General features: G+C 69.4%; 19 protein-coding genes. 5 read left to right on the top strand and 14 right to left on the bottom strand.

Annotated elements, in window-relative coordinates; translation table 11 throughout:
* Positions 1–216: 216 nt before the first annotated feature.
* The 7 genes from BM362_RS48340 to BM362_RS49250 all read right to left on the bottom strand — a co-directional run bounded on the left by BM362_RS48340 (position 217) and on the right by BM362_RS49250 (position 6,540).
* Complete coding sequence (locus BM362_RS48340; protein ID WP_244287274.1) at positions 217–426, bottom strand: SDR family oxidoreductase; 210 nt, start codon at positions 424–426, stop codon at positions 217–219.
* Positions 427–648: 222 nt separating this feature from the next.
* Complete coding sequence (locus tag BM362_RS48335) at positions 649–816, bottom strand: hypothetical protein (RefSeq protein ID WP_244287265.1); 168 nt, start codon at positions 814–816, stop codon at positions 649–651.
* A 737-nt stretch (positions 817–1,553) separates the two neighbouring features.
* Positions 1,554–1,997, bottom strand: a complete 444-nt coding sequence (locus BM362_RS24895; RefSeq protein WP_067588204.1) for an ester cyclase — start codon at positions 1,995–1,997, stop codon at positions 1,554–1,556.
* Between the two features lie 32 nt (positions 1,998–2,029).
* Complete coding sequence (locus BM362_RS24890) at positions 2,030–3,031, bottom strand: LLM class flavin-dependent oxidoreductase (RefSeq protein WP_093574732.1); 1,002 nt, start codon at positions 3,029–3,031, stop codon at positions 2,030–2,032.
* A gap of 27 nt (positions 3,032–3,058) precedes the next feature.
* Positions 3,059–4,510, bottom strand: coding sequence for an aldehyde dehydrogenase family protein (locus BM362_RS24885; protein ID WP_093574731.1), 1,452 nt, complete (start codon positions 4,508–4,510; stop codon positions 3,059–3,061).
* Between the two features lie 41 nt (positions 4,511–4,551).
* Positions 4,552–6,048, bottom strand: a complete 1,497-nt coding sequence (locus BM362_RS24880; protein WP_093574730.1) for a GMC family oxidoreductase — start codon at positions 6,046–6,048, stop codon at positions 4,552–4,554.
* A 327-nt stretch (positions 6,049–6,375) separates the two neighbouring features.
* Positions 6,376–6,540, bottom strand: a complete 165-nt coding sequence (locus BM362_RS49250; protein ID WP_244287264.1) for a LysR family transcriptional regulator — start codon at positions 6,538–6,540, stop codon at positions 6,376–6,378.
* Positions 6,541–6,652: 112 nt separating this feature from the next.
* Between BM362_RS49250 and BM362_RS24870 the strand changes: the two genes are divergently transcribed.
* From BM362_RS24870 to BM362_RS24865, 3 genes are all read left to right on the top strand, one after another.
* Positions 6,653–7,516: a cupredoxin domain-containing protein gene (locus BM362_RS24870; protein ID WP_093574729.1), complete on the top strand. Its 864-nt coding sequence runs from the start codon at positions 6,653–6,655 to the stop codon at positions 7,514–7,516.
* Complete coding sequence (locus BM362_RS47610; RefSeq protein ID WP_244287273.1) at positions 7,426–7,674, top strand: multicopper oxidase domain-containing protein; 249 nt, start codon at positions 7,426–7,428, stop codon at positions 7,672–7,674. Before BM362_RS24870 ends, BM362_RS47610 begins: the two co-directional genes overlap by 91 nt.
* A 285-nt stretch (positions 7,675–7,959) precedes the next feature.
* Positions 7,960–10,863, top strand: a complete 2,904-nt coding sequence (locus tag BM362_RS24865; RefSeq protein WP_093574728.1) for an ATP-binding protein — start codon at positions 7,960–7,962, stop codon at positions 10,861–10,863.
* Positions 10,864–10,940: 77 nt separating this feature from the next.
* Here BM362_RS24865 and BM362_RS24860 read toward each other — a convergent pair whose 3' ends face one another.
* Entirely contained in the window at positions 10,941–11,738 is a 798-nt protein-coding gene (locus BM362_RS24860) for a S1 family peptidase (protein WP_067588213.1), read from the bottom strand.
* A 288-nt stretch (positions 11,739–12,026) separates the two neighbouring features.
* Between BM362_RS24860 and BM362_RS46930 the strand changes: the two genes are divergently transcribed.
* Positions 12,027–13,556 carry a S53 family peptidase gene (locus tag BM362_RS46930; protein WP_167545421.1) on the top strand — a complete coding sequence of 510 codons (1,530 nt, stop codon included), beginning with the start codon at positions 12,027–12,029 and terminating at the stop codon, positions 13,554–13,556.
* Positions 13,557–14,482: 926 nt separating this feature from the next.
* Positions 14,483–14,806 (top strand): VOC family protein, encoded by a 324-nt coding sequence (locus BM362_RS48330; protein WP_208865321.1) that lies wholly within the window; start codon positions 14,483–14,485, stop codon positions 14,804–14,806.
* A gap of 56 nt (positions 14,807–14,862) precedes the next feature.
* On the opposite strand, the gene BM362_RS24845 is transcribed toward BM362_RS48330, so the two are convergent.
* The 6 genes from BM362_RS24845 to BM362_RS24820 are packed head-to-tail and all read right to left on the bottom strand — an operon-like array spanning position 14,863 to position 20,854.
* On the bottom strand, positions 14,863–15,624 hold the full coding sequence (locus BM362_RS24845) for an SDR family NAD(P)-dependent oxidoreductase (protein ID WP_093574799.1): 762 nt from the start codon (positions 15,622–15,624) through the stop codon (positions 14,863–14,865).
* Between the two features lie 23 nt (positions 15,625–15,647).
* On the bottom strand, positions 15,648–16,361 hold the full coding sequence (locus BM362_RS24840) for an SDR family NAD(P)-dependent oxidoreductase (protein ID WP_167545420.1): 714 nt from the start codon (positions 16,359–16,361) through the stop codon (positions 15,648–15,650).
* The gene (locus tag BM362_RS24835) at positions 16,358–17,227 is read right to left on the bottom strand and encodes a CoA-transferase (protein WP_093574726.1); all 870 of its coding nucleotides are present in this window, start codon (positions 17,225–17,227) and stop codon (positions 16,358–16,360) included. The genes BM362_RS24840 and BM362_RS24835 overlap by 4 nt, the downstream gene beginning before the upstream one ends.
* Positions 17,228–17,233: 6 nt before the next feature.
* The gene (locus BM362_RS24830; RefSeq protein WP_067588223.1) at positions 17,234–18,136 is read right to left on the bottom strand and encodes a CoA transferase subunit A; all 903 of its coding nucleotides are present in this window, start codon (positions 18,134–18,136) and stop codon (positions 17,234–17,236) included.
* Between the two features lie 30 nt (positions 18,137–18,166).
* Positions 18,167–19,312, bottom strand: a complete 1,146-nt coding sequence (locus tag BM362_RS24825; RefSeq protein WP_093574725.1) for an acyl-CoA dehydrogenase family protein — start codon at positions 19,310–19,312, stop codon at positions 18,167–18,169.
* A 6-nt stretch (positions 19,313–19,318) separates the two neighbouring features.
* Positions 19,319–20,854, bottom strand: a complete 1,536-nt coding sequence (locus tag BM362_RS24820; RefSeq protein WP_167545419.1) for a class I adenylate-forming enzyme family protein — start codon at positions 20,852–20,854, stop codon at positions 19,319–19,321.
* Positions 20,855–20,860: the final 6 nt, after the last annotated feature.

The following is a 20,860-nucleotide window of genomic DNA, read 5'->3' as shown; positions in this document are numbered from 1 at the left end:
ATCGTCCTCGCCTACGACACCCACCGAATTCTGGCTCGTCCACGAGTACATTCCCGAAATCGCCGACCCGGGACTGTCTCGCCCTGTTCAACCGACATCGCGAACGCAATGAAAGCCGACAGCATCACACCCCTGCCCTGCGGTTTCACCGACGGCGTTTCCCGGCCTGCCAAGACCCGCTCAACCTCGACCAGTGGGACGTCGGCTTCCTGCTCATCATCTGGCGAGATATCCGCCGTCCACGGGAAGCACAGTTCCGTTGACGAAGGAGGTCCCAGGCGAACACAACCAGGCCACTGTTTCCCCCACCTCGCGCGCTGCGGCCACGCGGCCCATCGCGGTGCGGGAAACGACGGCTTCGATCTTGTCCGCTGGAGCGTTGGCGGTCATCCCGGTCTGGATCGGGCCCGGACCAACAGCGGTGATGCGTACGCCCTGTGGTCCGTACTCCGCGGCGGCGCTGCGGGTCAGTCCCGCGACCCGTGCTTGCTGGCCGTGCAGACGCTCTGGCCCTCGCCGTCGATCAGTCCCAGACCGACGACGGGGTGACGATCGCTCCGCGAGACGCGATCACGTACTTCACGCAGAGAAACACGCCGGTCAGGTTCCCGGCGACGACGCGGTGCCATTCGGCTTCGTCCAGGTCGGTCAGGAGACCGGGGGCGAAGTGCCGGCGTTGTTGCGGGCGAAGTCCAGACTGCCGAAGGCCTCCACTGCCGCCGTGACCACGTTCTGCACTGACACGTCGGTGCGCACGGCCAGCGCCTTCGCACCAAGCGCCTGAACCTCGGCGACGGTCTCGTCGGCGTCGACCACATCGCACAGGACAACCGACGCCCCGCGACGGGCGAAACGCCAGCGCGCCGGCCTGCCCGATCCCGCTGGCCGCGCCGGTGACCAGTGACTTTCCCGTCAAATTCGCCGTCCGTGAGGATTTCCTCGTCAAGTCCCGTCTCCGCCCGCGCACGATAGCTATGCCGGATCGGCCGATCCCGGCTGTCCGGCGCGCGAGCGAGGTGACCGTCTCTTGAGGACCGCTTGCCGTCTCGAAAGACGCAGGCGGCCTTCCCCGCGGAGACCAGCGATGCGGGCTCACGGTCCTTGCCGTGCCGTCCGCCCGGCGAAGCGTGGGACCCGCACGGCAGCGAGCCAGACGCCCGGCCCGCTGCGCCCTGACCGGAAACGCCGCCCATGCGTGCTGGCCGCAGCGGCCGGAGCCGACGTCGGTCCGTCCGGCGCCCGCCCCGGTCACAGCCCCATGGCGCGTCGTCCGGTCAAAGTCCTCGGCCAGCAAGCCAGTCGCTCGCCCGCGGCAACGGGGCCACGAAAACGTGCTCGGTGCGCGTTGAGCACGAGTGCCGAGCCGGTCCTTCCCCGCCAACCGCCCGAACCGGTTGTCCGTAGTACTCGGGCAACGGCGTATCGCGGAGAAACAGGCACCGTGCCTGAACCCGGCGGGTCGCCGCTTCCGCCTCCGGCGCTCCGACCCGGCCAGAAGCCGCAGAACGGTCACGATCCGAGGATTCATCTCGCATTCGTATTCCTCCTTTGGTTCAGGAACCCGGCACGTGGGGCAATGCGGCCAGACGAGCGGGGACGACACCGAATCCGTCGATCATCTGCACATAATTCCAGCAGTCGATGTTGTGCGCGATCTTCCCGTCGCTGAAACGATACGAGGAAAGCCCGTTGAACTCGATCGCGTGTCCAGTGCGATCGACTCCTTCGAACAATCCGTTCCAATGGGCGCGGATGACCCAGTGGCTGCTTCCTCGTTCCGGCGTCACGACTCTCACCGGGAAGGTCAAACTGAAGTCCGGCATCGTCTCGAACACTCCGCGAGCGAATTCGCGGACGCCCTCGTGTCCCTCGTGGCGCACTCCGAGCGCCAGATCCTCGTAAACACAATCTTCGGTGAACAGCTCCGTCAGCGCGCCGACATCCTTGGTCGACCACGCCAGCTCGAGACGGTCGAAAATCCACTCGCGCGCACGCATCTGGTTCTCCTCGCCTGATCGGCCTGGGCGGGTCATGGCCGGCCGGCGCCGAAGTGCGGAAGGACTTTCGTGCCGAGGAGTGCCAGCGCGCCCATCGGATCGGGCCCGATCGGAGGCCCGAAAGCCACGTGGTCGGCACCGGCCGCCACCATGCCCTCGACCCGCTCGATGACGTCGCCCGGCGTTCCGGTGAGAGTGAACGCCTCGATCGCCTTGTCGGTCACCAGCGCCTTGGCCTCCCGTACATCCCCGCGGTTGAATGCGTCGTACGACGCATTGATCTCCTCCTCGGCAATGCCCGCGGCCCTGGTCATGGGAGCGAGGAACGGCTGGAGCAGAGCCAGGAAGCCACGGATGTGGTCATCGGCCACCGCCCGATCCTCATGGATCGAGGTGAGCGGGCCCGCGATGATCTCAGCATCGTCGCCGGACCTGCCCGCGGCCGCACGGCCGGCCAGGAACTCGCTGCGCAGCCGCGCGATGTGCTGCGGCCCGGCCGTGCAGTCGATTTTGATACCGGGTGCGAACTTCCCGGCGAGCCGGGCTGTTTGCGGACCCCAGGTTCCGATGAACAGCGGCACGCGCCGAGGCACCTCGAATTGAAAGTAGAGCTCGGCCGTGGCTTCGAAGAACTCGCCCGCGAAGGGCGTCCGGTCGCCGGTGAGCATGCGGTCCATGAGATGCCAGGCCTCGCGGAGCATCGTCAACGGACGGTGCGGTTTGCTCGCGATGAGCGTGTTGAACCCGCCGCGGCCGAGACCGCAGACCATTCGCCCGCCGCTGAGCTCGTCGAGCGCCGCGAGGTTCGCGGCGTGGTAGACCGGATTGGCTACCGCGGGAGTGACGATGAACGGGCCGAACCTGAGTGTGGTGGTGTTGGCCGCGATCAGGGTCAAGATCGGCCAAGCGGGCCGGAAAACCAGGTCGTCGGCGATGTGCATCTCCGAAAAGCCGTAGGCCTCGACCTGCTGGGCGAGCGGGACGTAAGCACTCATGGGCAACGCACCCGTCGTCATGATGCTGAACTTCGTCATCGTTTCTCCCGGCGGTGTCGGAGGGGCTCAGAGGATGACGGTGACCGTCTTCGTTTCGGTGTTGGCGAGGATGCCTTCGTAGCCGAGTTCACGGCCGACGCCTGATGCTTTGACTCCGCCCCAGGGCAGCTGCGCGGCGAGCGGGGACCAGCCGTTGACACCGATCGCACCGGTCCGCAGCTCAGCCGAGACGTGATGGGCACGAGCGAGGTCCCGGGTCCAGACAGTCGCGGCCAGCCCGTAGTCGCTGTCGTTGGCCAATGCGATCGCCTCGTCGCCGGAATCGAATGGCACCACTGTGCCGACCGGACCGAAAATTTCCTCCCGCGCGATCCTCATGTCGTTGGTGCCGGCGAAAACGGTCGGGCGGACGAAAAATCCTCGCTCGCCGATGGCGTCACCACCGGCAACCAGCTCCGCCCCGTCCCCGATTCCCTTCGTGACATACCCGAGAACACGATCGCGCTGCGCGGCATTGACCAGCGGGCCCATGGTCGTCGCCGGGTCGCGGGGATCGCCGACGACCTGTGCCTCGGCCGCGTCCCTGAGTCCGTCGAGGACGGCGGAATAGACCGCCCGATGCACCAGGATGCGCGATCCGGCGGCACACGTCTGCCCGGAGTTCACGAAGATGCCCATGGCGACCCCCGCGATCGCACCGTCCAGGTCGGCATCGTCGAAGACAATCTGAGGGGACTTGCCGCCGAGCTCGAGCGCGGTGCGTTTGAAGGTGTCGGCCGAGGCGCGCAGAATGTCCCGTCCCACCGCCGTCGAACCGGTGAAGGACACCTTGTGCACGCCGGGGTGGCCAGCGAGGGCCGCGCCGGTGACTCCGCCGATCCCCGGCAGCACCTGCACGACGCCGGCGGGGAAGCCGGCTTCCTCCACCAGCTTCGCGAAGTGCAGAACCGACAGGGAAGCGTCCTCCGCCGGTTTGATGATGACGGTGTTACCGCAGGCCAGCGCAGGTGCGAGCTTCCAGCCGAGAATCATCAGCGGCGAGTTCCACGGGATGATCGCGGCGATCACTCCCACCGGTTCGCGGGTGGTGTAGGCGAACGCCGGCCTGCCCAGGTACCCGTCGTTGCGGATCGTCTCCCCATTGATCTTGTCCGCCCAGCCCGCGTAGTAGCGCAGCGAACCGACCAGATTCGGGACGAACATCGTGCGTCCCAGCCCGGCCAAGCCCCCCATGTCGAGTGACTCGATGGCGGCGAGCGCCTCGGCATCGCGTTCGACCAGGTCGGCGAGCCGGTTGAGCAGCTCGCCCTTGCACGACGGCGACGTCGCCGCCCATTCACCGCGCAACGCCCCGGTCGCGGCCACGACCGCGGTGCCGACGTCGCCGGTCGAGGCAGCGGCCACCTCGGCCAAGGCCTCGCCGGTGGCGGGGTTGAGGGTGGTGAACGTTCCGGCGCCGCCGCCCGTCCACGCTCCCCCCAGGTACAAGTCGGTCGTCAGATCCGGCCCGTCGGCCATGCGTGTTCTCCTCGCGTAGGAGCCTGGAAAAGAGGATTCGATCAGGCGGTCAGCAGGTCGGCGGCACGCTCGGCGATCATGGCCGTCGGCGCATTGGTGTTGCCGGTGGTCACCTTCGGCATCACCGAAGCATCCGCGACAGTGAGAGCGTCGACGCCGATCACCCGGAGATCCGGGGTGACGACGGCGCCTTCGTCAATTCCCATCCGGCACGTGCCGACCTGATGGTGATAGCTGTTGACGGCACGGCGCACCCAGGCGGCGAGTGCCTCGTCGCTGTCGTCGGTGGCCGGCCCGGGAAGAGCCTCGTAGGCACCCCATTCCTCCGCCAGCTGCGGCTCACGGCCGACCGCACGGCACTGCCGGACCGACGCGATCAACACCGCGAGGTCGCGTTCGTCTTCGAAGACGGCGAGATCGATCAGCGGCCCGGCCGTCGGATCGGTGCTGCTCAGGGTCACCGACCCCGTGCTCTCCGGGCGAATGAGCCCGGCGTGGATCGTGAAACCGGACGCCGGACCGGTCATGCCGGCATCGTAGTAAAACGGGATCGAGAAGGTGATCGGCTGCGAATCGGGGACGGCCAGGCCGGGGTCGGTTTTCCAGAACCAGTGCGTCTGATTCAGCGGCTGGTACGGCTGCGGCGGGCCGATCGCTTTTTCGGTCCCGAAGACGATGGGGACGAGGAGGTGATCGTGAAGGTTGCGGCCGACTCCGGGGACGTCGGCTACAACCTCGATCCCCCATGCCTCCAGCTCGGCCGCGGGACCGATTCCGCTGCGCAGCAGGATCGCGGGTGAAGCGAGAGCGCCTGCCGAAAGCACGACCTGCCCGGCTTCGATCACTCGCCGCTTCCCCGAGCCGTCGATCACCGCGACGCCGGTTGCCCGGCCGTCCGCCACCAGCAGCGAGGCCACGAGGGTGCCGGTCAGCATGGTGAGACGCGGGTGATCGAGGACCGGCTTCATATAGGCGGCCCATGTGGACAACCGTCTGCCGTCGCGCAGGTTCAGCTGCATCCGGGATACGCCCTGCTGGTCGCCCCCGTTGTAGTCCTTGTTCAACGGCAGGCCGTGCGCCACGGCGGCGTCGACGACCGCCTGGTGGATCGGGGCGAGCGAAGGCTCGACTAGATCCAGGAACCCCTCGCCGGTGTCGAGGTTTCGCTCGATCCGGTCGAACAGCGGCTCGACCGCGGCCCACTCCCACCCGGTGTTGCCCGCGGCGGCCCATCCGTCGTAGTCCCAGGCCGCGCCCCGGACCCAGATCGTGCCGTTCAGTTGGTTCGACCCCCCGACGACCTTCCCCCGGGGAACGTGCAGTCGCCGATTGTGGGCACCACGCTGCGGTACCGTGAACCAACCCCAGTCCTCGGGGCCGTGCCACAGTTCGCCGACCCGGGAAAGATCATGGATCGCCGGGTTCGTGTCGGCACCGCCCGCCTCAACGAGCGTGACTGTCATTCCGGCGTCGAGCAGACGCCGGGCGATGACGGAACCGGCGGTGCCGGCTCCAAGGATCAGGACATCGGAGGTCACGGCGAAGCTCCTGTCTGGTCTGAGGTGTTGTCACAGCATGAGCGGCCCATCGCCCTGCACCGGGGGCGCAGTACGCCCAGGTCCAGGGAGCCCGCAGCCCCTCGCACCGGGCCGGGGTCAGCAGATCGGTCCGCAATTCGACCGAAATCCCCGGCAGCCGCTGCTTGAGTGTCCTGGCGATCAGCGGCAGGTGTGAAAAGCCCGCGGCGCCGGTGAACCCCACTCGCACGGTCCCTGCTTGCCTTTGGCGGTACGGCGAACAGCGAGCACGCTCTGGTCCACCGCGGCGATCGCTCGCCGGGCAGAACTTTCCGGCGGGAGCGAGACTCACCTGACGAGTGGTACGGACGAACAGCGAAGTGCCAGCTCGCTCTCCACCTGTTTGATGGCCTGGGAGAGCGCCGGCTGGACGATCCGCAGCTCCTCGGCCGCCCGTCCGTAGCGGCATGTGCCGGCAACGGCAGCGAAGCAGCGCAAGTGCCGTGGCTCCACCGCAGGATTCTCCTTCCTGAACAGGCCCGGCGGGCCACCGAAGACGGTCCGTTCACCGTAGGCGCGAGCATTGGTGCGACACAAAGACTAATAATCCCCACATTGATAAGAAATGCGTCTTATTCGGCGGCGAAGTGGGCACCGGGGCTCTCGGGCGCGGTCCGGTCTTGGCCGCGACCCCCGAACAGCCCAGCCGAGAAGCCGCTCGGCCACGGAGCAGACGTCCGAGGCGGCCTTGAACCCCGCGGTGAGACAAGCCGGACCCGGCACCGCAAGACAGTCGTGTGCCGTGTCCGCTCGAACGCTGTCGACACCCGCCGCTTCGACGAACACGGCCAGCTCGTCGAGACCTCGCGCCGGGACAACGGAATGCTCGGCGACACAATCCTGGTCAACGGCACCGCCGTCACCCGCCCAGCGCACCCGGCTGAGGCTCCGCAACGCCTCGACGGCGCGCAGTTACGCGTTCGGATTCGCCGACGACCGCGAATTCGCCATGATCGCCAGCGACGGAGGGCTCCTGGCCGAGCCGGCCCGCTTGACCCGCATCATGCTCGCCCCGGGCGAACGCGCGGAGATCATCGTCGAGATGAGCGTCGGCGAGACCACCACGCTGCGCTCCTACCCACAAGACCTCGGCCTGGCCGAAAGCCGCAGTCGCAACACAGGAGCCGCCGATACCTTCGACGTCCTGTTGGCGAAATCAGCCGCGCGCCTCAATCGCTCGCCTCGCCTTCCCGATCGCCTGGCGACAATCGAAGACCTGGGGGCCTCCTCGTCCGCCGAAGTTCGCGAATTCGAGCTCGGCGACAACCGCATCGACGAAGTCGTCCCGGTCAACACCACCGAGGTCTGGAGCGTCCGGAACGCGCATACCAGTTCCAGATCGTCTCGATCGGCGGCCGGGTTCCTCCGCCCGAGCTGTCCGGCTGGAAGGACACCGTCTACGTGCCGCCGCAGGTCGAGGCGAAACTGATCATGCGCTTTGCCGACCACGCCGATGCGAAGGTGCCGTACATGTACCACTGCCACCTGCTCTGGCACGAGGACGAAGGAATGATGGGCCAGTTCGTCGTCGTCGCGCCCGGCCAGGAGCGCAGCACGATCGACGGCAACCCTGATCACGAACACTGACTGGGACTGGGTGTCGCCGTCGTCTGCCGGGTGAAACGGCGGCGGCAGAGCCGGTCCGGACTGGATATGCCCATCGCCGGGAAATCCCGGAAGACCCCGCGCGAGGACCGAGCGGGGCCAGCCGCCGTCCTCGATTCCGGATCGAGGAAAAGCAGGCCGAGGACGGGAGTTGGGGCCGCCGAAGACCCGGAGCCAGCTCGCCGGCACCGCCCTGCCAGCGTGTTACGCTGAGTTGGTTTTCGTTCACTCGCCACGAACTACTGCGGTGGCCGCCGGAGGGCGAGCATGCGACATTCCCGTGCCCCAGTTCGCTCCGCGATTTCGGTGCGCGGTGTCCCTCCGCCGCTGATCGGCCGCGACGACGAACTGCGCACGCTGGTGGACGTGGTGACGCACCCGCCCGCGACAGTGCTGATCGAGGGCGAGGCCGGGATCGGCAAGACCCGGCTCGTGCAGGAGATGCTGCGGCGCGCGGATCCCGGGCAGCGGTGGTCCGCGATCGCCCACTGCCGGCCGCTTGGCGAATCGTCCTCGTACGGGCCGCTGGCCGAGATGTTCGCGGCGCACAGCGAATCCGTCCTGGCCAGGCTCGCCACCGGTCCTCGGCTCAGCCCGGCCGTCGGCGCGCTCGGCCGGCTGCTGCCCGAGTTGTCGGCGGCGTTGCCCGAACCGCCGCCGATGCTGGGCGAGCCGAAGGCGGAGCGGCACCGTACTTTGCGGGCGCTGCGCGAGCTCCTCGGCGCGCTGGTCCCGGCCGTGCTGGTGTTCGAGGACGTGCACTGGGCCGACCACGGCACACGGGAACTGCTCCGGCTGCTGATACAGCGACCAGCCGACGGGCTGGCCGTGGCAGCGACATACCGGCCCGAGGATTCCGACGGGCTCGCGCTGAACTTGGCGCGCCGGCACAGCGGGACGGCTACGAGCGCGGCGCTCACGCTCGGTCCGCTGGACCGAGCACAGGTCGGGGAGCTGGCCCGCGCCCTGCTCGGTGTCCGGACGGTTTCCGCGGACTTCGCCGCCGCCCTGCACCGGCGCACCGCCGGGATTCCCTTCGTCGTGGAAGAAACCGCGCGCACCGTAAGCGCCGAGCAGGGGCCGGCGGGCGCCGAGGCCGGGCTGCTGCGGGAGCTGCCGGTGCCGGTGGTGCTCAGCCAGGCGATGTCCGAGCGGATGGCGACGCTGCCGGCGACGGCGGTCCGCGCGGTAGAGGCTCTCGCGGTGCTCGGCACCGCGGCGGGACATCAGCTCCTCAGCGAGGTCAGCGGCCTGTCGGAAGAGCAGACGAACACCGCGCTGCTGGAGGCGCTCGCCCGCGGGATGCTTGTCGAGCCGGAACCCAATCGCTACGACTTCCGGCATGTGCTGGCCCGCCAGTCCGTCTACGACCGCTTGCCGGGGCCGAGACGCCGGGAGCTGCACGCGTGCTCGGCGTCCGCGCTCGGCCGGGCGGCGAGCCCGGACCTGGTGCAGGTCGCCGAGCACCACCGGCGGGCCGACGCCGTCGGCGAGTGGCTGGCGACCGCGTGCCAAGCCGCCGTGCAGGCCCGGGACCGCGGCGATCCGTGGCTCGCCGCGGACCTGTACCGCCGGCTGCTGTCCGGGCCGGCCGCGGACGGGTTCCGGGCCGGCGAGATCGCGGTCCTGCTCGCGAAGACCGCGGTCGAATTCATCGACTCCGACGACGCGATCACATTGCTGGGCGACGTGCTCGGCGACGAACGGCTGGACCGCGCGGCCCGCGGGACCGTCCGGCTGCATCGCGGAGTGCTCCTGCGCCGCAAGTCCGGGTGCGTCGCGCAAGGGCGCGACGAGCTGGAGATCGCGGTCCGCGAACTGCGCGACACCGAGCCGGCCGCCGCCTTCCACGCGATGGCGGTGCTGGCCGAAGCGCAGTACGGGGACCTCCCGCTCGCCGAACACCGCACATGGATCGACCGGGTCGACGAACAGCTGCCCACGATCAGCGACAGCACGCTGAAGACCACCGTGCTCGCCAACCAGCTGCACACCATGGTGCAGATCGGCGACCCGGCCGGACGCGAACGAACCGGCGCGCTGCCCGAGCGGCTGCCCACCGCCGACGGCCGCAGGCAGCTGACCAGAGGACTGCTCAACCTCGCCGACGCCTGCGCCTGGACCGGCCACTACCGGCAGGCAGGCCGGCATCTGCGCGCCGGGCTGGCGCGGATCGAGCGCGGTGACGGAACCCCGTTCCTGCTGTGCGTGGCCCGCTCCACCGAAGTGCATCTCGACCTGCTCACCGGCCGGTGGGCCGGGCTTGCCGACCGGGCCGCGCAGCTGCTCGAACGCTACGGCGACGTACCGAGCGTGCGGGCCGAACTGTCCCTGGTGCGCGGATCGCTGGCGGTGGCCGAGGGGAACTGGAGCCAAGCACGCCGTTGGCTGCGCGAACCAGCCCGGCCCGATTTCGCCAACTCCTGCGTCCCGATGTCGCTGGCAGGCTCGGCCGCACTGATCCGGGCGCGGCTGCTCTGCGGGCAGCCGCGCTCCGCGGCGCAGGAGATCGGGAAAGCACTGGCCAGCACGCGGCGCAAGGGAGTCTGGAGTTGGGCGGCGGATCTCGTTCCGGTAGCGGTGGGCCACTATTGCCGGTCGGGCCGCCGCGAGGACGCCGCGCTCCTGACCGCGGAATTCGAGCGCGGGATCGACGGGCTGGACACGCCGCTCGCGGCGACCGGACTTCAGGTGTGCCAAGCGCTTCTCGCCGATTGCGCCGGAGACGCTGTCTTGGCGGCCGAAGGCTTCGCGCGGGCGTCGGCCCGCTACGCCGGTCTTCCGGCCCCTTACCACGCGGCGCTGGCCGCCGAACAAGCCGCGAGATGTGCGTTGCGCGGCGGCGGATCCAGCGGTGCGGCCGAGATGGCAGCCGTGGCCGAGCAGTTCCAGGCGCTCGGCGCGGCACACGACGCCGAGCGTTGCGCGGCCGCGCTGGGCGCGAGCAGGCAGCGCCGCAGCGGCCGTCCGGCATACGGGACACGACTCTCGCCCCGGGAACGCGAAGTGGCCGGGCTGGCCGCGCAGGGAAAGACCAACCGGCAGATCGCCGAGCTGCTGTTCCTGTCGCCGCGCACCGTCGAACATCATGTCGCGAAAGCGATGCGCAAATGCGGTGCCGGTTCCCGCCGGGACCTGCGCGGGCCGAGCGGGACGCCGGGCGCCGAGTGACCGGGCGGGGCGGGGCCCGCCCCGCCCCGCCCGGTTCTCCCCGTTCCCGGCCCGGATTCCCGTGCCGGAGACTGTGCTCAGACGCCCGCGGTCGCGGTGATCCAGTCCCGGACCTCCTTGCTCACCACGGTCTGGTACCCGCCGAAACCGTCTCCGGCGGTCGGCTTGTGGCCGAACGAGCAGACCCCGATGACGTTGCCGGTCGCCTCGTCGATCGCGGGTCCGCCGGAGTCGCCCCCGGAGGTCTCACCGTCGTTCTTGATGCAGAACGCGTCGCCGAAACCGGCGCCGCAGCCGACCTCCTCGATACTTCCGCTGGAGGTCTTCAGGTCCTCCGGCAGGTTCGTCCAGTCCGGGTTTTCGTACCCCCAGCCGAACACGTGCTCGGACAGGCCGACCTTGGCCTCGCCGACGTCGCCGACCTTGGCGTACTGCGCGACCTGGACCTCCTTGTCCAGCTTGACCAGCGCCACGTCGTTGTCTCCCGGGGCCTCCTGGAACTCGGTGCTGTCGGCGGTCTGGCCGCCGCTGGAGCGGTGCAGCGAACCGATCCGGAAGGACAGGTCCGAGCCGTCGACGCAGTGCTTGGCGGTAAGCACCCACTGAGCGGCGATGAGCGATGCGGTGCAATGGAATTTCTGGTCGGCCTTGCCGTGCAGCGCCGCGATGAACGGCACATCCTCGGTCACTTTGTGTCCACCGACGACGTTCGGCTGCGCCCCTGGGTGCGCGGCCGCTCCTTCAGCGGGCAGCGCGTGGGTCGTGACCGGCCCGGAACCGGTCGCCGCCTGTGCGGTTCCGCCGCACAACGCGGCGCCGATCGCGAAGGCGACACCGGCCACCGAAAGAAAACGGAGCTCGGCTCGTTGCACCATTCTATTCTCCTTACGGCCGACATTTCCCGGGCACTAATTTACCCACCAGGAAAGTCGTCAATTCGACGAGATTGCGGAAAATGTGCCATTCCGATGATTTCGGGCGGCGACGTCAACCATGAACCCCGGAGACTTCGGAAACAAGGCTCTCCGGGTTACGTAGGTGCACCTAGTTTATCCGAATTCCGCCGGCCGCCTTCTTTAGGTATGCGCCGCATACTTTCGTCGGTTTCCGTCCGGTTGCAGCCATCCGATGCTTTCCCGAGGCATCGAGAGAGGCAGCTTTCCATGCGAATTCCAATACTTGTTTCGTCCGTCGTGGCGGCCCTCGCCGGCGCCGGCGTCACCGCGACGGCCGCGGCAGCCCCGATATCCGACGTTCCAGGGCTGACCCCGTGGGCGGCAACGCGCGATCTGGGCCCGGCCGGCGAGCAGCAGCACGTCGTGCTGACCCTGAAGTCGCACGACCAGCCCGGCCTCGACCGCTTTCTCGCTGACCCACGGCATCCGTCGCTGAGCAGTGCGGAATACCAGGCTCGGTTCGGTCCGGCCCCCTCGGCCGAGCAGACCACGGAGGCCTGGCTGGCCGGCACCGGACTCGACGTGCGGCACCGGCCCGGAAGCCAGGTGTTCTCACTGCGTGGCCCGGCCACGCGGGTGGGGAAGGCGTTCCGCACCGAACTCCACCGCTTGGCCGGCCCCGGGGGAACCACGGTCGGCGCGATCCGGGCGGGTGCGCTGCCCGCGCCCGTCGCCGAGGTCACCGCGGGAGTCGCCGGACTGGCGGGCGCGGCGCACGCCCGCACCCCGGCACGAGTCAGCCGCGCAAACTCGCCCGCGGACGTGCATCCCATGGGCCCGCAAGACTTCGCTTCATTCTATTCGGTCCCTGCCGAGCCCTCGGGACGCGGGCAGCGCGTGGCCGTCGTCGGCTGGACGAACATGGACGGGGTCGTTTCCGACCTCGCCCAGTTCCAGCAAGCGCACAAGCTGCCGCAGGTGCCGATGACGGTCGACTACGTCGACGGCAAACCCACCGCGGTCAACGACCAGATGGAATGGGATCTGGACACCCAGTACGCGACCGCGATGGCCCCGGGACTGGACGAGGTCCACGTCTACGCCTCCCGCTCCAGCGAAAACACGGATCTGACCGTGGCATTCTCGAAATGGGCGGACGAAAACGCCTATCCGGTCGCCAGCGCCTCGCTCGGCGATTGCGAGACCGACGCCAAAGACTGGCTCGGCGCGCTGGAGCCTGTGCTGCAGAAAGCGGAAGCGCAAGGACAGACGCTGCTGGCCGCGAGCGGCGACGACGGCACCGGCTGCTTCAACGGAGTGCCGGACCAGCGGTCCTACCCCGGTTCCAGTCCTCACGCCGTCGCCGTCGGCGGCACGGAGATCACCGACATCAGCGGACACCAGGTGACCGGGTGGTCCGGCTCCGGCGGCGGCGAAAGCGCAGCACTGGCCAAACCCGCCTGGCAGACCGCGCCGATCCCGCACGGCACCGGCAAACGCGCGCTTCCCGATCTCTCGTTCGCCGCGACGAACTACAGCATCGTCGACAACGGCGGGTCGAACACGGTGGCCGGGACCTCCGCCAGCACCCCGGTGATCGCCGCGTTCCTGGCCCGGGCACGGGAAACCAACCCGAAGATCGGGTTCCTCGGCCAACGCCTCTACTCGCTGGGCGAAAGCGCCTACACCGACATCACCTCCGGGAACAACGGCGAACCCGCGGGTCCGGGCTGGGACTACGTCACCGGTCTCGGCGAACCTGCCGTCACCGCGTGGCTGGCGGCAGTGGCTCGCTGAAACGCTTTCTGGCAAGGGAATTTCCTGTCCGGGACAGTCTGTTCCGGACAGGAAATCCCGCTCTCGGCGAGCTGTCCGGCCGGAGATACTGTCGAATCCGGTGGATCGGCAGGTTTCAGGCGAGCACCGTTCCGGTCGTTTCGGCCGCGGCGCGAGGGATGCCGGTGTGCTGTCGCGAACTCGCGCCAGCGGGCTTGGGCGGATTCGGCAGACCACGGCGATCCCGGCCGCTCATGAGCGCGGAGCCTTGGTGACCTTGGTCCGCATGCGGACGAGCACGAACAGTGATTCGATCGGATGTGCGGTGCGCAGTGCAGAACTAGAGCAGCACGTCGAGGTCGTCGACGGTCTTGGCGACGGCCTGAGGGTACTTCGCACCGTGATCGATGTCGAACGCCTTCATCGCCCATCACGCCGGTCGAGGTCCTCGGCCCGATAGATGTCCTTCCTGGTCCCGAACGCGCCGGATGAGCGAGTCCCGGCGGTTCGGCAAGGACATTTCGCCGAGTTATGAACCCAGCGACGCTGTTGCCGGGCTTCCGGAACATGTCACGGAGTGCCTTCCAGAGCCCCGGTGCGCCGTCTTCGATCGCGAGCACGGGTGTGGTCGCGCCCCGGCGGCGGCAATCGCGCGGCAGCTCGGCCCACGATCCGGCGGATTCACAGCAGCCGTCACTGATCGGTGCCGGACAGGTCGCGCTGGCCGATCCAGGCGACGCCGCCGAGGTATTCGCCGCAGGCGCGTTCTCCCGGTGTGCCGGGGAAACGTGGCCCAGGCCGTCCTCGGTCGGGTCGCCGTTTCAGCTGGCTGGAACGACTCCCGGCCGTCGTGCGAGGCCGGCAGGTGTGGTGTTGGCACGGCCGCTTCGCGCGAGATCCGGTCGAGATCGGCCAGACCGAGCGCGGCTTGCCCGAGAGGAGTGAGCGTGATCGACGTGCCGCGCAGTCGGCCGAGCACCGGGCGGCGCTCGGCGGTGCCTCCGCGCGGGCATCTCGTCGACCTCGTCCGGCTCGGTTCGCCGGGGCCGTCCGGCTGGCGCGGCTCCGCCGAGACGTCGCCACACTGCGCGTCCCGGACGGATCGAGCCGGCGAAGTTCCCCCGGCCGAAGCCCCGCGCCCGGAACCGAAGCCCGCCCCGGCGAACACGCCGGGCCTGCGCCGGATGATGTTCGCGGTCGGCGACATCAACCACACCGTCGCCCGCCTGCGTGCCCACGGAGCCGAGCCGGACGGCGAGATCGCGCGCTAGGAGAACATTTTCCCGCTCCGCTACGGCCGCTCGGCGGAGAGCTCGGCTGAGGGCAGTCACGAGATCGTCATCCCGCTGTCGACCGAGACGATCTGCCCCGTCATTCGCCGGGACTCCTCCGATGCCAGGTACAGCGCGATGGCCGCGATGTCGCCCGGTTCGAGCAGGCCCAGCAGGTGCCGATCGAGCAGGGGCTGCGGGATGGCGCCTTGGTCGAGCCGCTTGGCCAATCGCTCGGTGACGGTGACGCCCGGCGCGATCGCGTTGACCCGGATGCCGTGCGGGGCGTACTGGACCGCCATCGAGCGCGTGAACGAGACGATGCCGCCCTTGGCGATGGCGTAGCAGTCCCGCGCGGGCGGCGGTTTGCCCATCAGCGCGGCCATCGACGTCGTGTTGATGACCGACCCGCCGCCCGCGGCCACGAGTTCCGGCAGCGCGTGCCGGCACATCAGGAAGGTCCCGAACAGATCGCGCTTCATCGTCTGCCAGAACACCTCGACCGGCACCTCGGTCACCGGGCCGTCGCCAGGGCTGGTGCCGCCGACGTTGTTGTACAGGACATCGAGGCGGCCGAACGCAGCGACAGTCAGCCGGACTGCCGCGCGCACCTCGTCCTCCTCCGAGGTGTCGACGCGGGCGAAGACCGCGGTGCCGCCGGCCCCTTCGATCTCCCGGACGACCGAACGCCCGGTGTCCTCGTTCAGCTCGGCAGCCACCACCCTGGCCCCGTGCTCGGCGAACAGGAGCGCGGCCGCGCGGCCGATTCCGGCCCCCGCTCCGGTGATCAGGGCGGCTTTTCCGGCCAGGCGTGCCATTTTCGATCCTTTCGCGACCGTGCTCATCCGAATCGCAATCCGCCGTTGACCTGGACGACCTGCCCGGTCACGAAACCCGCCGCCGGAGCGACCAGGTACAGCACGGCCGAGACGACGTCCTCCGGCGTGCCCATCCGGCGCACCGGCACTTGGTCCGGCGTGGCGCCGGGAACCCCGAACATCCCGCTGTCGATCCAGGCCGGGGACACCACGTTCGAGGTCACCCCGTCGGCGGCGAATTCCGCCGCCGCGGCTTTCGCCAGCCCCACGAGCCCGGCTTTCGAGGCGGCGTAGGCGGCGACGTTCCCCGCCCCGCCGGTCTCCGCGACGAGCGATGCCAGCTGCACGATGCGGCCGTATCCGGCCCGCCGCATGCCGCCGATCACCTCGCGGATCAAGTAGAACGCCCCGGTGAGGTTGACGCGCAGGGCGTCGTCCCATTCGCTCGCGGTGTCTTCCAGTCCGCGCCGCGCCACCACCGCGGCGCTGTTGACCAGGATCGACGGCTCGCCGCCCAGCACGGTTCGGGCCTCGGCCACCGCATTCGCGACCGCGCGTTCGTCGCCGATGTCGCAGGGGATGAACACCTCCTCCGGCGTTTCTCGCTCCGGCCGGCGCACGTCCAGGCCGCCGACCCGCGCTCCGGCGGCGCGCAACGCCGCCGCGATCGGCCCGCCCAGTCCCCCGCTCGCCCCGGCCACCAGCGCGACCTGGCCGCTCAGGTCAGGGGCGGTCACGACCGGGCGGCTTCGACCAGTGCCCGCGCCCGATCCCATTCCCGGGTCAGGATTTCGCGCAGGAACGCGACCCGCTCGCGGCCGCCGAGAAAGTCGAACCGGGCAGTGGCGAACGGATCGATCCGCTCGCGCAGCACCCTCAGCTGCGGCTCGGTCGGCGCCCGCGTCACCGGAACCCGGTCCGGCACCGCGAGCTCGAACCCGGTGTTGTCGACCACCTCCTCGACGCTCACCCCGGGATGCACGGACGCGAGGGAGAACGGCTCGTCGTCGGTGTCCTTGCGCAGGACCGCGAGCGGCGAGATCGCGATGACCGGACCGGGCAGCAGTCCCCGCTTTTCGCGCGCCCCGGCGCCGACCGGCGTACGCCGTCCGGTCGCGAAGTCCACCCGGGGCACAAAGGTGCGGCGGTCGTGCCGGGAGAAATACGCGACCACCGTGTGGTAGTTCTGCACCACCTCCGGCGATCCCGCGCCGCCCGGCAGCCGGACCTTGGGCCGGTCGTAGTCGCCGATCACCGAGAGGTTGATGGCGCCGTCCCCGCCGAGCTGGACCGACGACACGCATTCGATCATGCCCCGGGTGCCGATGTGGACAAGCTGGTTCGACTCGGTGAACGACCAGCGCCCGCGAGCCGTTTTGTAGATCGCCGCCTCCGCGCCCGAGAAGCCCAGCTCGATCGGGTCCATGCCGATCGCGTTGTACCCGGCGAGCCAGGCGTCGGGCGCGTGCGTGAGCTTGGCGAGCATGTAGGCGGCGTAGGCCAGCGGCGTGAACGAGCCGAGCACGGTGACCCGCTCGCCCTCCTCCCGCATCTCCTCGCTGATCCGGCACGCCATCAACTCGTGAATCTCGTACGTGGCCAAGGATATTCACCTTTCCAGGACGGTGGCGGCTTCCACCAGCGCGGAAAGCACCTGCCCCCGGTCGCCGGACACGGCGCGGGCGCGGTACTCGTCTTCGGTTTCGCCGCGGACGCGGTCGAGGTACCTGGCGAACGCCTCGGGGTCCGACGCCGCTTCCTGGTAGTCCAGAAGCTCCCAGGCGTCCATGGCGTACCGCGGGACATGCGAACAGGGATGCGCGCCGAACGGCGCTTCCACCACGGCGTCCACCAGGAAACCGGGGATGCGGGTCAGCTCGGCGGACTCGGCGATCCGTTCCCCGGACACGATTTCCTCGCAGGTCACGATGACCCGCGACGCCGCCCGCGCCAGTTCCGGGTCCTGGCCGTAGGTGCCGTCGAACTGCGCGTTGCCGAGTTCGTCGCAGCGGGACGCGTGCACGATCGCGACGTCCGGCCGGATCGCCCGCACCGCGGGCACGTCCTCGTCGCCGAACGACGTGCTGGCCCGCCCGTAGACCTCCGGGTGCAACGGCACCAGGTCCGACCCCTCCGGACCGGCCAGCGGCAGGAAGGGCACGCCACGGCCGGCGGCTTCGAGAGCCAGCTGCAACGAGATCGCGCTGACCTCGGTGATCGCCAGCTCCCCGGACTGCACGGCGCGCCGGAAGTTCGCCGCCATCCCCATCGCCTCCATGGTGACCATCGAGAACGTGAGATCAGCGAGCGCCCCGGCCCCGACCAGCAGGTCGACGTCGATCGAGCCGAGCAGGGCGATGCCCGAGACGTCCGTGCGCCCGGCCCGCACCAGCTCGCGGACCGCGGCCATCGGGTGGTTGGCGAACCAGGCGCCGCCCAAGGCGACCGTCGCCCGCTCGGGCACGAGCGCCGGGAGTTCGCTCAGTGCGACAGTTTTGCTGCGAATCGACATTCCGCTCCTTCGATCGTGACGACGCGGGCGCTATCCGGCGAACAACGAGCGTCCGATGATGTCTTTCATGATTTCCGTGGTACCGCCGTAAATGGTCTGGATGCGCGAATCCAGCCACGCCTTCGCCACCGGGTATTCGAGCATGTAGCCGTACCCGCCGTGCAGTTGCAGGCAGCGGTCGATCACCTTGTTCGCCAGTTCGGTCGTCCACCACTTCGCTTTCGCCGCGTCAGCCGGATCCAGTTCGCCCGCGTTGAGCGCTTGGACGCAGCGGTCGACGTACACCTGCGCGATGTCGATCTCGGTCGTGAGTTCGGCGAGCAGGAACCGCGTGTGCTGGAAATCGGAAATGGGCCTGCCGAACGCCTCGCGCTGCCGGCAGTACTCGACGGTGGCGCGGCACACGTGGTCCGCTCGCGCGAGAGCGGTGACCGCCACGGTCACCCGTTCCTGGGGCAGATGCCGCATCGAATACGAGAATCCGAGTCCCTGCTCCCCCAGCCGGTTGGCCGCGGGAACGCGGACCTCGGAGAAGAACAGCTCGGCCGTGTCCTGCGCCTTCTGGCCCACCTTCGCCAGATTGCGTCCCCGCGTGAAACCGGCCATCCCGCGCTCGACGACGAGCAGCGTGATTCCGCGCGCCCCGGCGGAAACGTCGGTCTTCGCCAGCACGATGACCAGATCGGCGTTGATTCCGTTGCTGATGAACGTTTTCTGGCCGTTGAGCACGTAATGGTCGCCGTCGCGCGTCGCGGTGGTGCGCAGGCCCTTCAGGTCGCTGCCCGCGCCCGGTTCGGTCATGCCGATCGCGGTGATCAGCTCGCCGCTGGCGAACCCGGGAAGCCAGCGAGCCTTCTGTTCGGCCGTGGCGAGGTCGGTCAGGTACGGCGCGACCACGTCGTTGTGCAGCGTGAACCCGGGCCCGGTCGCTCCCGCTCTCGCCATTTCCTCGCCGAGGACCGCGTTGTAGCGGAAATCCCGGACCCCGAGCCCGCCGTATTCCTCCGGCACGCTGAACCCCAGCAGGCCTTTTTCCCCGGCCCGCGTCCAGAGCGCACGCGGGACGATGCCTTCGCTCTCCCAGCTCTGCTGATGCGGCACCACTTCCCTGGCCAGGAACTCGCGCGCGGTCGCCCGGAATTCTTCGTGTTCTCGGTCGAACAGGTCACGTCGCATGGTCGCTCAGTCCCGCACCTTCCCTGTGCCGTCGCCGGGCCATTGCCGGCGGATTTCGCGTCGAAGCACTTTGCCCGTCGGGCTCCGGGCGAGCTCGCTGACGAACCGGATCCGTTTGGGGATCTTGTAGCCCGCGATCCGCCCGCGGCAGTGCTGTTTGAGGTCCTCCGCACCGGGAGCGGCACCGGCCAGCGGCACCACGGCCGCGGTCACGATTTCCCCCCAATAAGGATCCGGCGTGCCGACGACTGCCACGTCCCGGACGTCGGCGTGCTCCAGCAGCACGTTTTCCACTTCGGTCGGGTAGACGTTCTCGCCGCCGCTCACGATCTTGTCGTTCAAGCGGTCCACGAGGTAGTGGTAGCCCTCCGCGTCCCGGTACGCGAGGTCGCCGGTGCGGAACCAGCCGTCGCGAAAGCATTCGGCGGTCGCCTCGGGCTGGCGCCAATAGCCGGACATCAGGTTCGGCCCTCGGCAGGCGATCTCGCCGATTTCGCCCGGCCCCGCGTCTTTCCCGTCTTCCGTGACGACCCGCATCCGCATGCCGACCGCGCTCCGGCCGATCGACTTCAGCAACCCGGGCGCTCGCTCCGGCTGATGGTCCTCCGGCGGCAGCACGCAGACGCCCAGCGCCTCCGTGCTGCCGTAGCCGTTGACGAATTCGCATCCCCAGGTCTCGATGGCACGCCGCAGCAGGCCCGGCGGCATCGGCGCGGCACCGTAGAGCACGCGCCGGAGCCGCGAGGGCGCGTTCGCCGGCCACCGCGCGAGGACGTCCCGGATCATCGACGGCACGAGCTGCGCGTGGGTGATTTCGCCGCTGGCCAGCGCCGCGGCGGCGTCCGCCGGATCGAATCTGACGAGTTGCCGGCAGGTTCCGCCGAGGTAGGTGAACGCGTGGCCGAGCTGCGCTCCGATGTGGAACATCGGCATCGCCGCCAGATACACCCCGTCCGGCCGCGCGCCGATCTCCTGGCCCAGCGAAATCATCGCGGCGTGCAGCGCACCGTGCGTCAGCATGGCGCCCTTCGGCCGACCGGTGGTGCCGCTCGTGTACGAGATCATCGCGAGCCGGTCCGCCGGGAATTCCGCGGGCGCCGCCGCGGGTGCCGCCGCCGCGATCGCGTCCTCGTACCGGAGCACCCCGGCCGGAATCTCCGGATCCGCGGCTGCGAGGAAAACCATCGGCCGGTCCGCCGCGGCCCGCGCCGCCGGGTACAGCCGCGGACCGACCACGAGCAGGGCAGGATCGCAATCCTCGACGATTCGGCCAAGCTCCGGAGCCGACAGCCGGAAGTTCAGCGGCACGTGGACCGCACCGGCGCGCAACGTCCCGACCCGAACCTCCAGATACTCGATTTCGTTGTACGCGAGCACCGCGACCCGGTCCCCGGGTCCGATCCCCCGCGAGCGCAGGAATTCCGCGAACCGGTCGGCGCGGTCGCTGACCTCGGCGAAGCTCAGCGCGCGGCTCGCCACGCGCACACACGTCTTGCGCGGGCGGCGAGCCACCGCGTGCGCGAGCAGATCCGGTACTTCCACTCCGAT

The organism is Amycolatopsis rubida (assembly GCF_900115345.1).
Taxonomy (GTDB): domain Bacteria; phylum Actinomycetota; class Actinomycetes; order Mycobacteriales; family Pseudonocardiaceae; genus Amycolatopsis; species Amycolatopsis rubida.
Note: the sequence above shows the minus strand (reverse complement) of the source record. Positions and strands in the feature narration are given on the sequence as shown.

Bases quoted from the DNA above. Each gene is read 5' to 3' on its own strand.
- BM362_RS24895 (WP_067588204.1), bottom strand. From the start codon at position 1,997: ATGCGTGCGCGCGAGTGGATTTTCGACCGTCTCGAGCTGGCGTGGTCG.
- BM362_RS24890 (WP_093574732.1), bottom strand. From the start codon at position 3,031: ATGACGAAGTTCAGCATCATGACGACGGGTGCGTTGCCCATGAGTGCT.
- BM362_RS24885 (WP_093574731.1), bottom strand. From the start codon at position 4,510: ATGGCCGACGGGCCGGATCTGACGACCGACTTGTACCTGGGGGGAGCG.
- BM362_RS24870 (WP_093574729.1), top strand. From the start codon at position 6,653: ATGCGTCTTATTCGGCGGCGAAGTGGGCACCGGGGCTCTCGGGCGCGG.
- BM362_RS24865 (WP_093574728.1), top strand. From the start codon at position 7,960: ATGCGACATTCCCGTGCCCCAGTTCGCTCCGCGATTTCGGTGCGCGGT.
- BM362_RS24860 (WP_067588213.1), bottom strand. From the start codon at position 11,738: ATGGTGCAACGAGCCGAGCTCCGTTTTCTTTCGGTGGCCGGTGTCGCC.
- BM362_RS46930 (WP_167545421.1), top strand. From the start codon at position 12,027: ATGCGAATTCCAATACTTGTTTCGTCCGTCGTGGCGGCCCTCGCCGGC.
- BM362_RS24845 (WP_093574799.1), bottom strand. From the start codon at position 15,624: ATGGCACGCCTGGCCGGAAAAGCCGCCCTGATCACCGGAGCGGGGGCC.
- BM362_RS24830 (WP_067588223.1), bottom strand. From the start codon at position 18,136: ATGTCGATTCGCAGCAAAACTGTCGCACTGAGCGAACTCCCGGCGCTC.
- BM362_RS24825 (WP_093574725.1), bottom strand. From the start codon at position 19,312: ATGCGACGTGACCTGTTCGACCGAGAACACGAAGAATTCCGGGCGACC.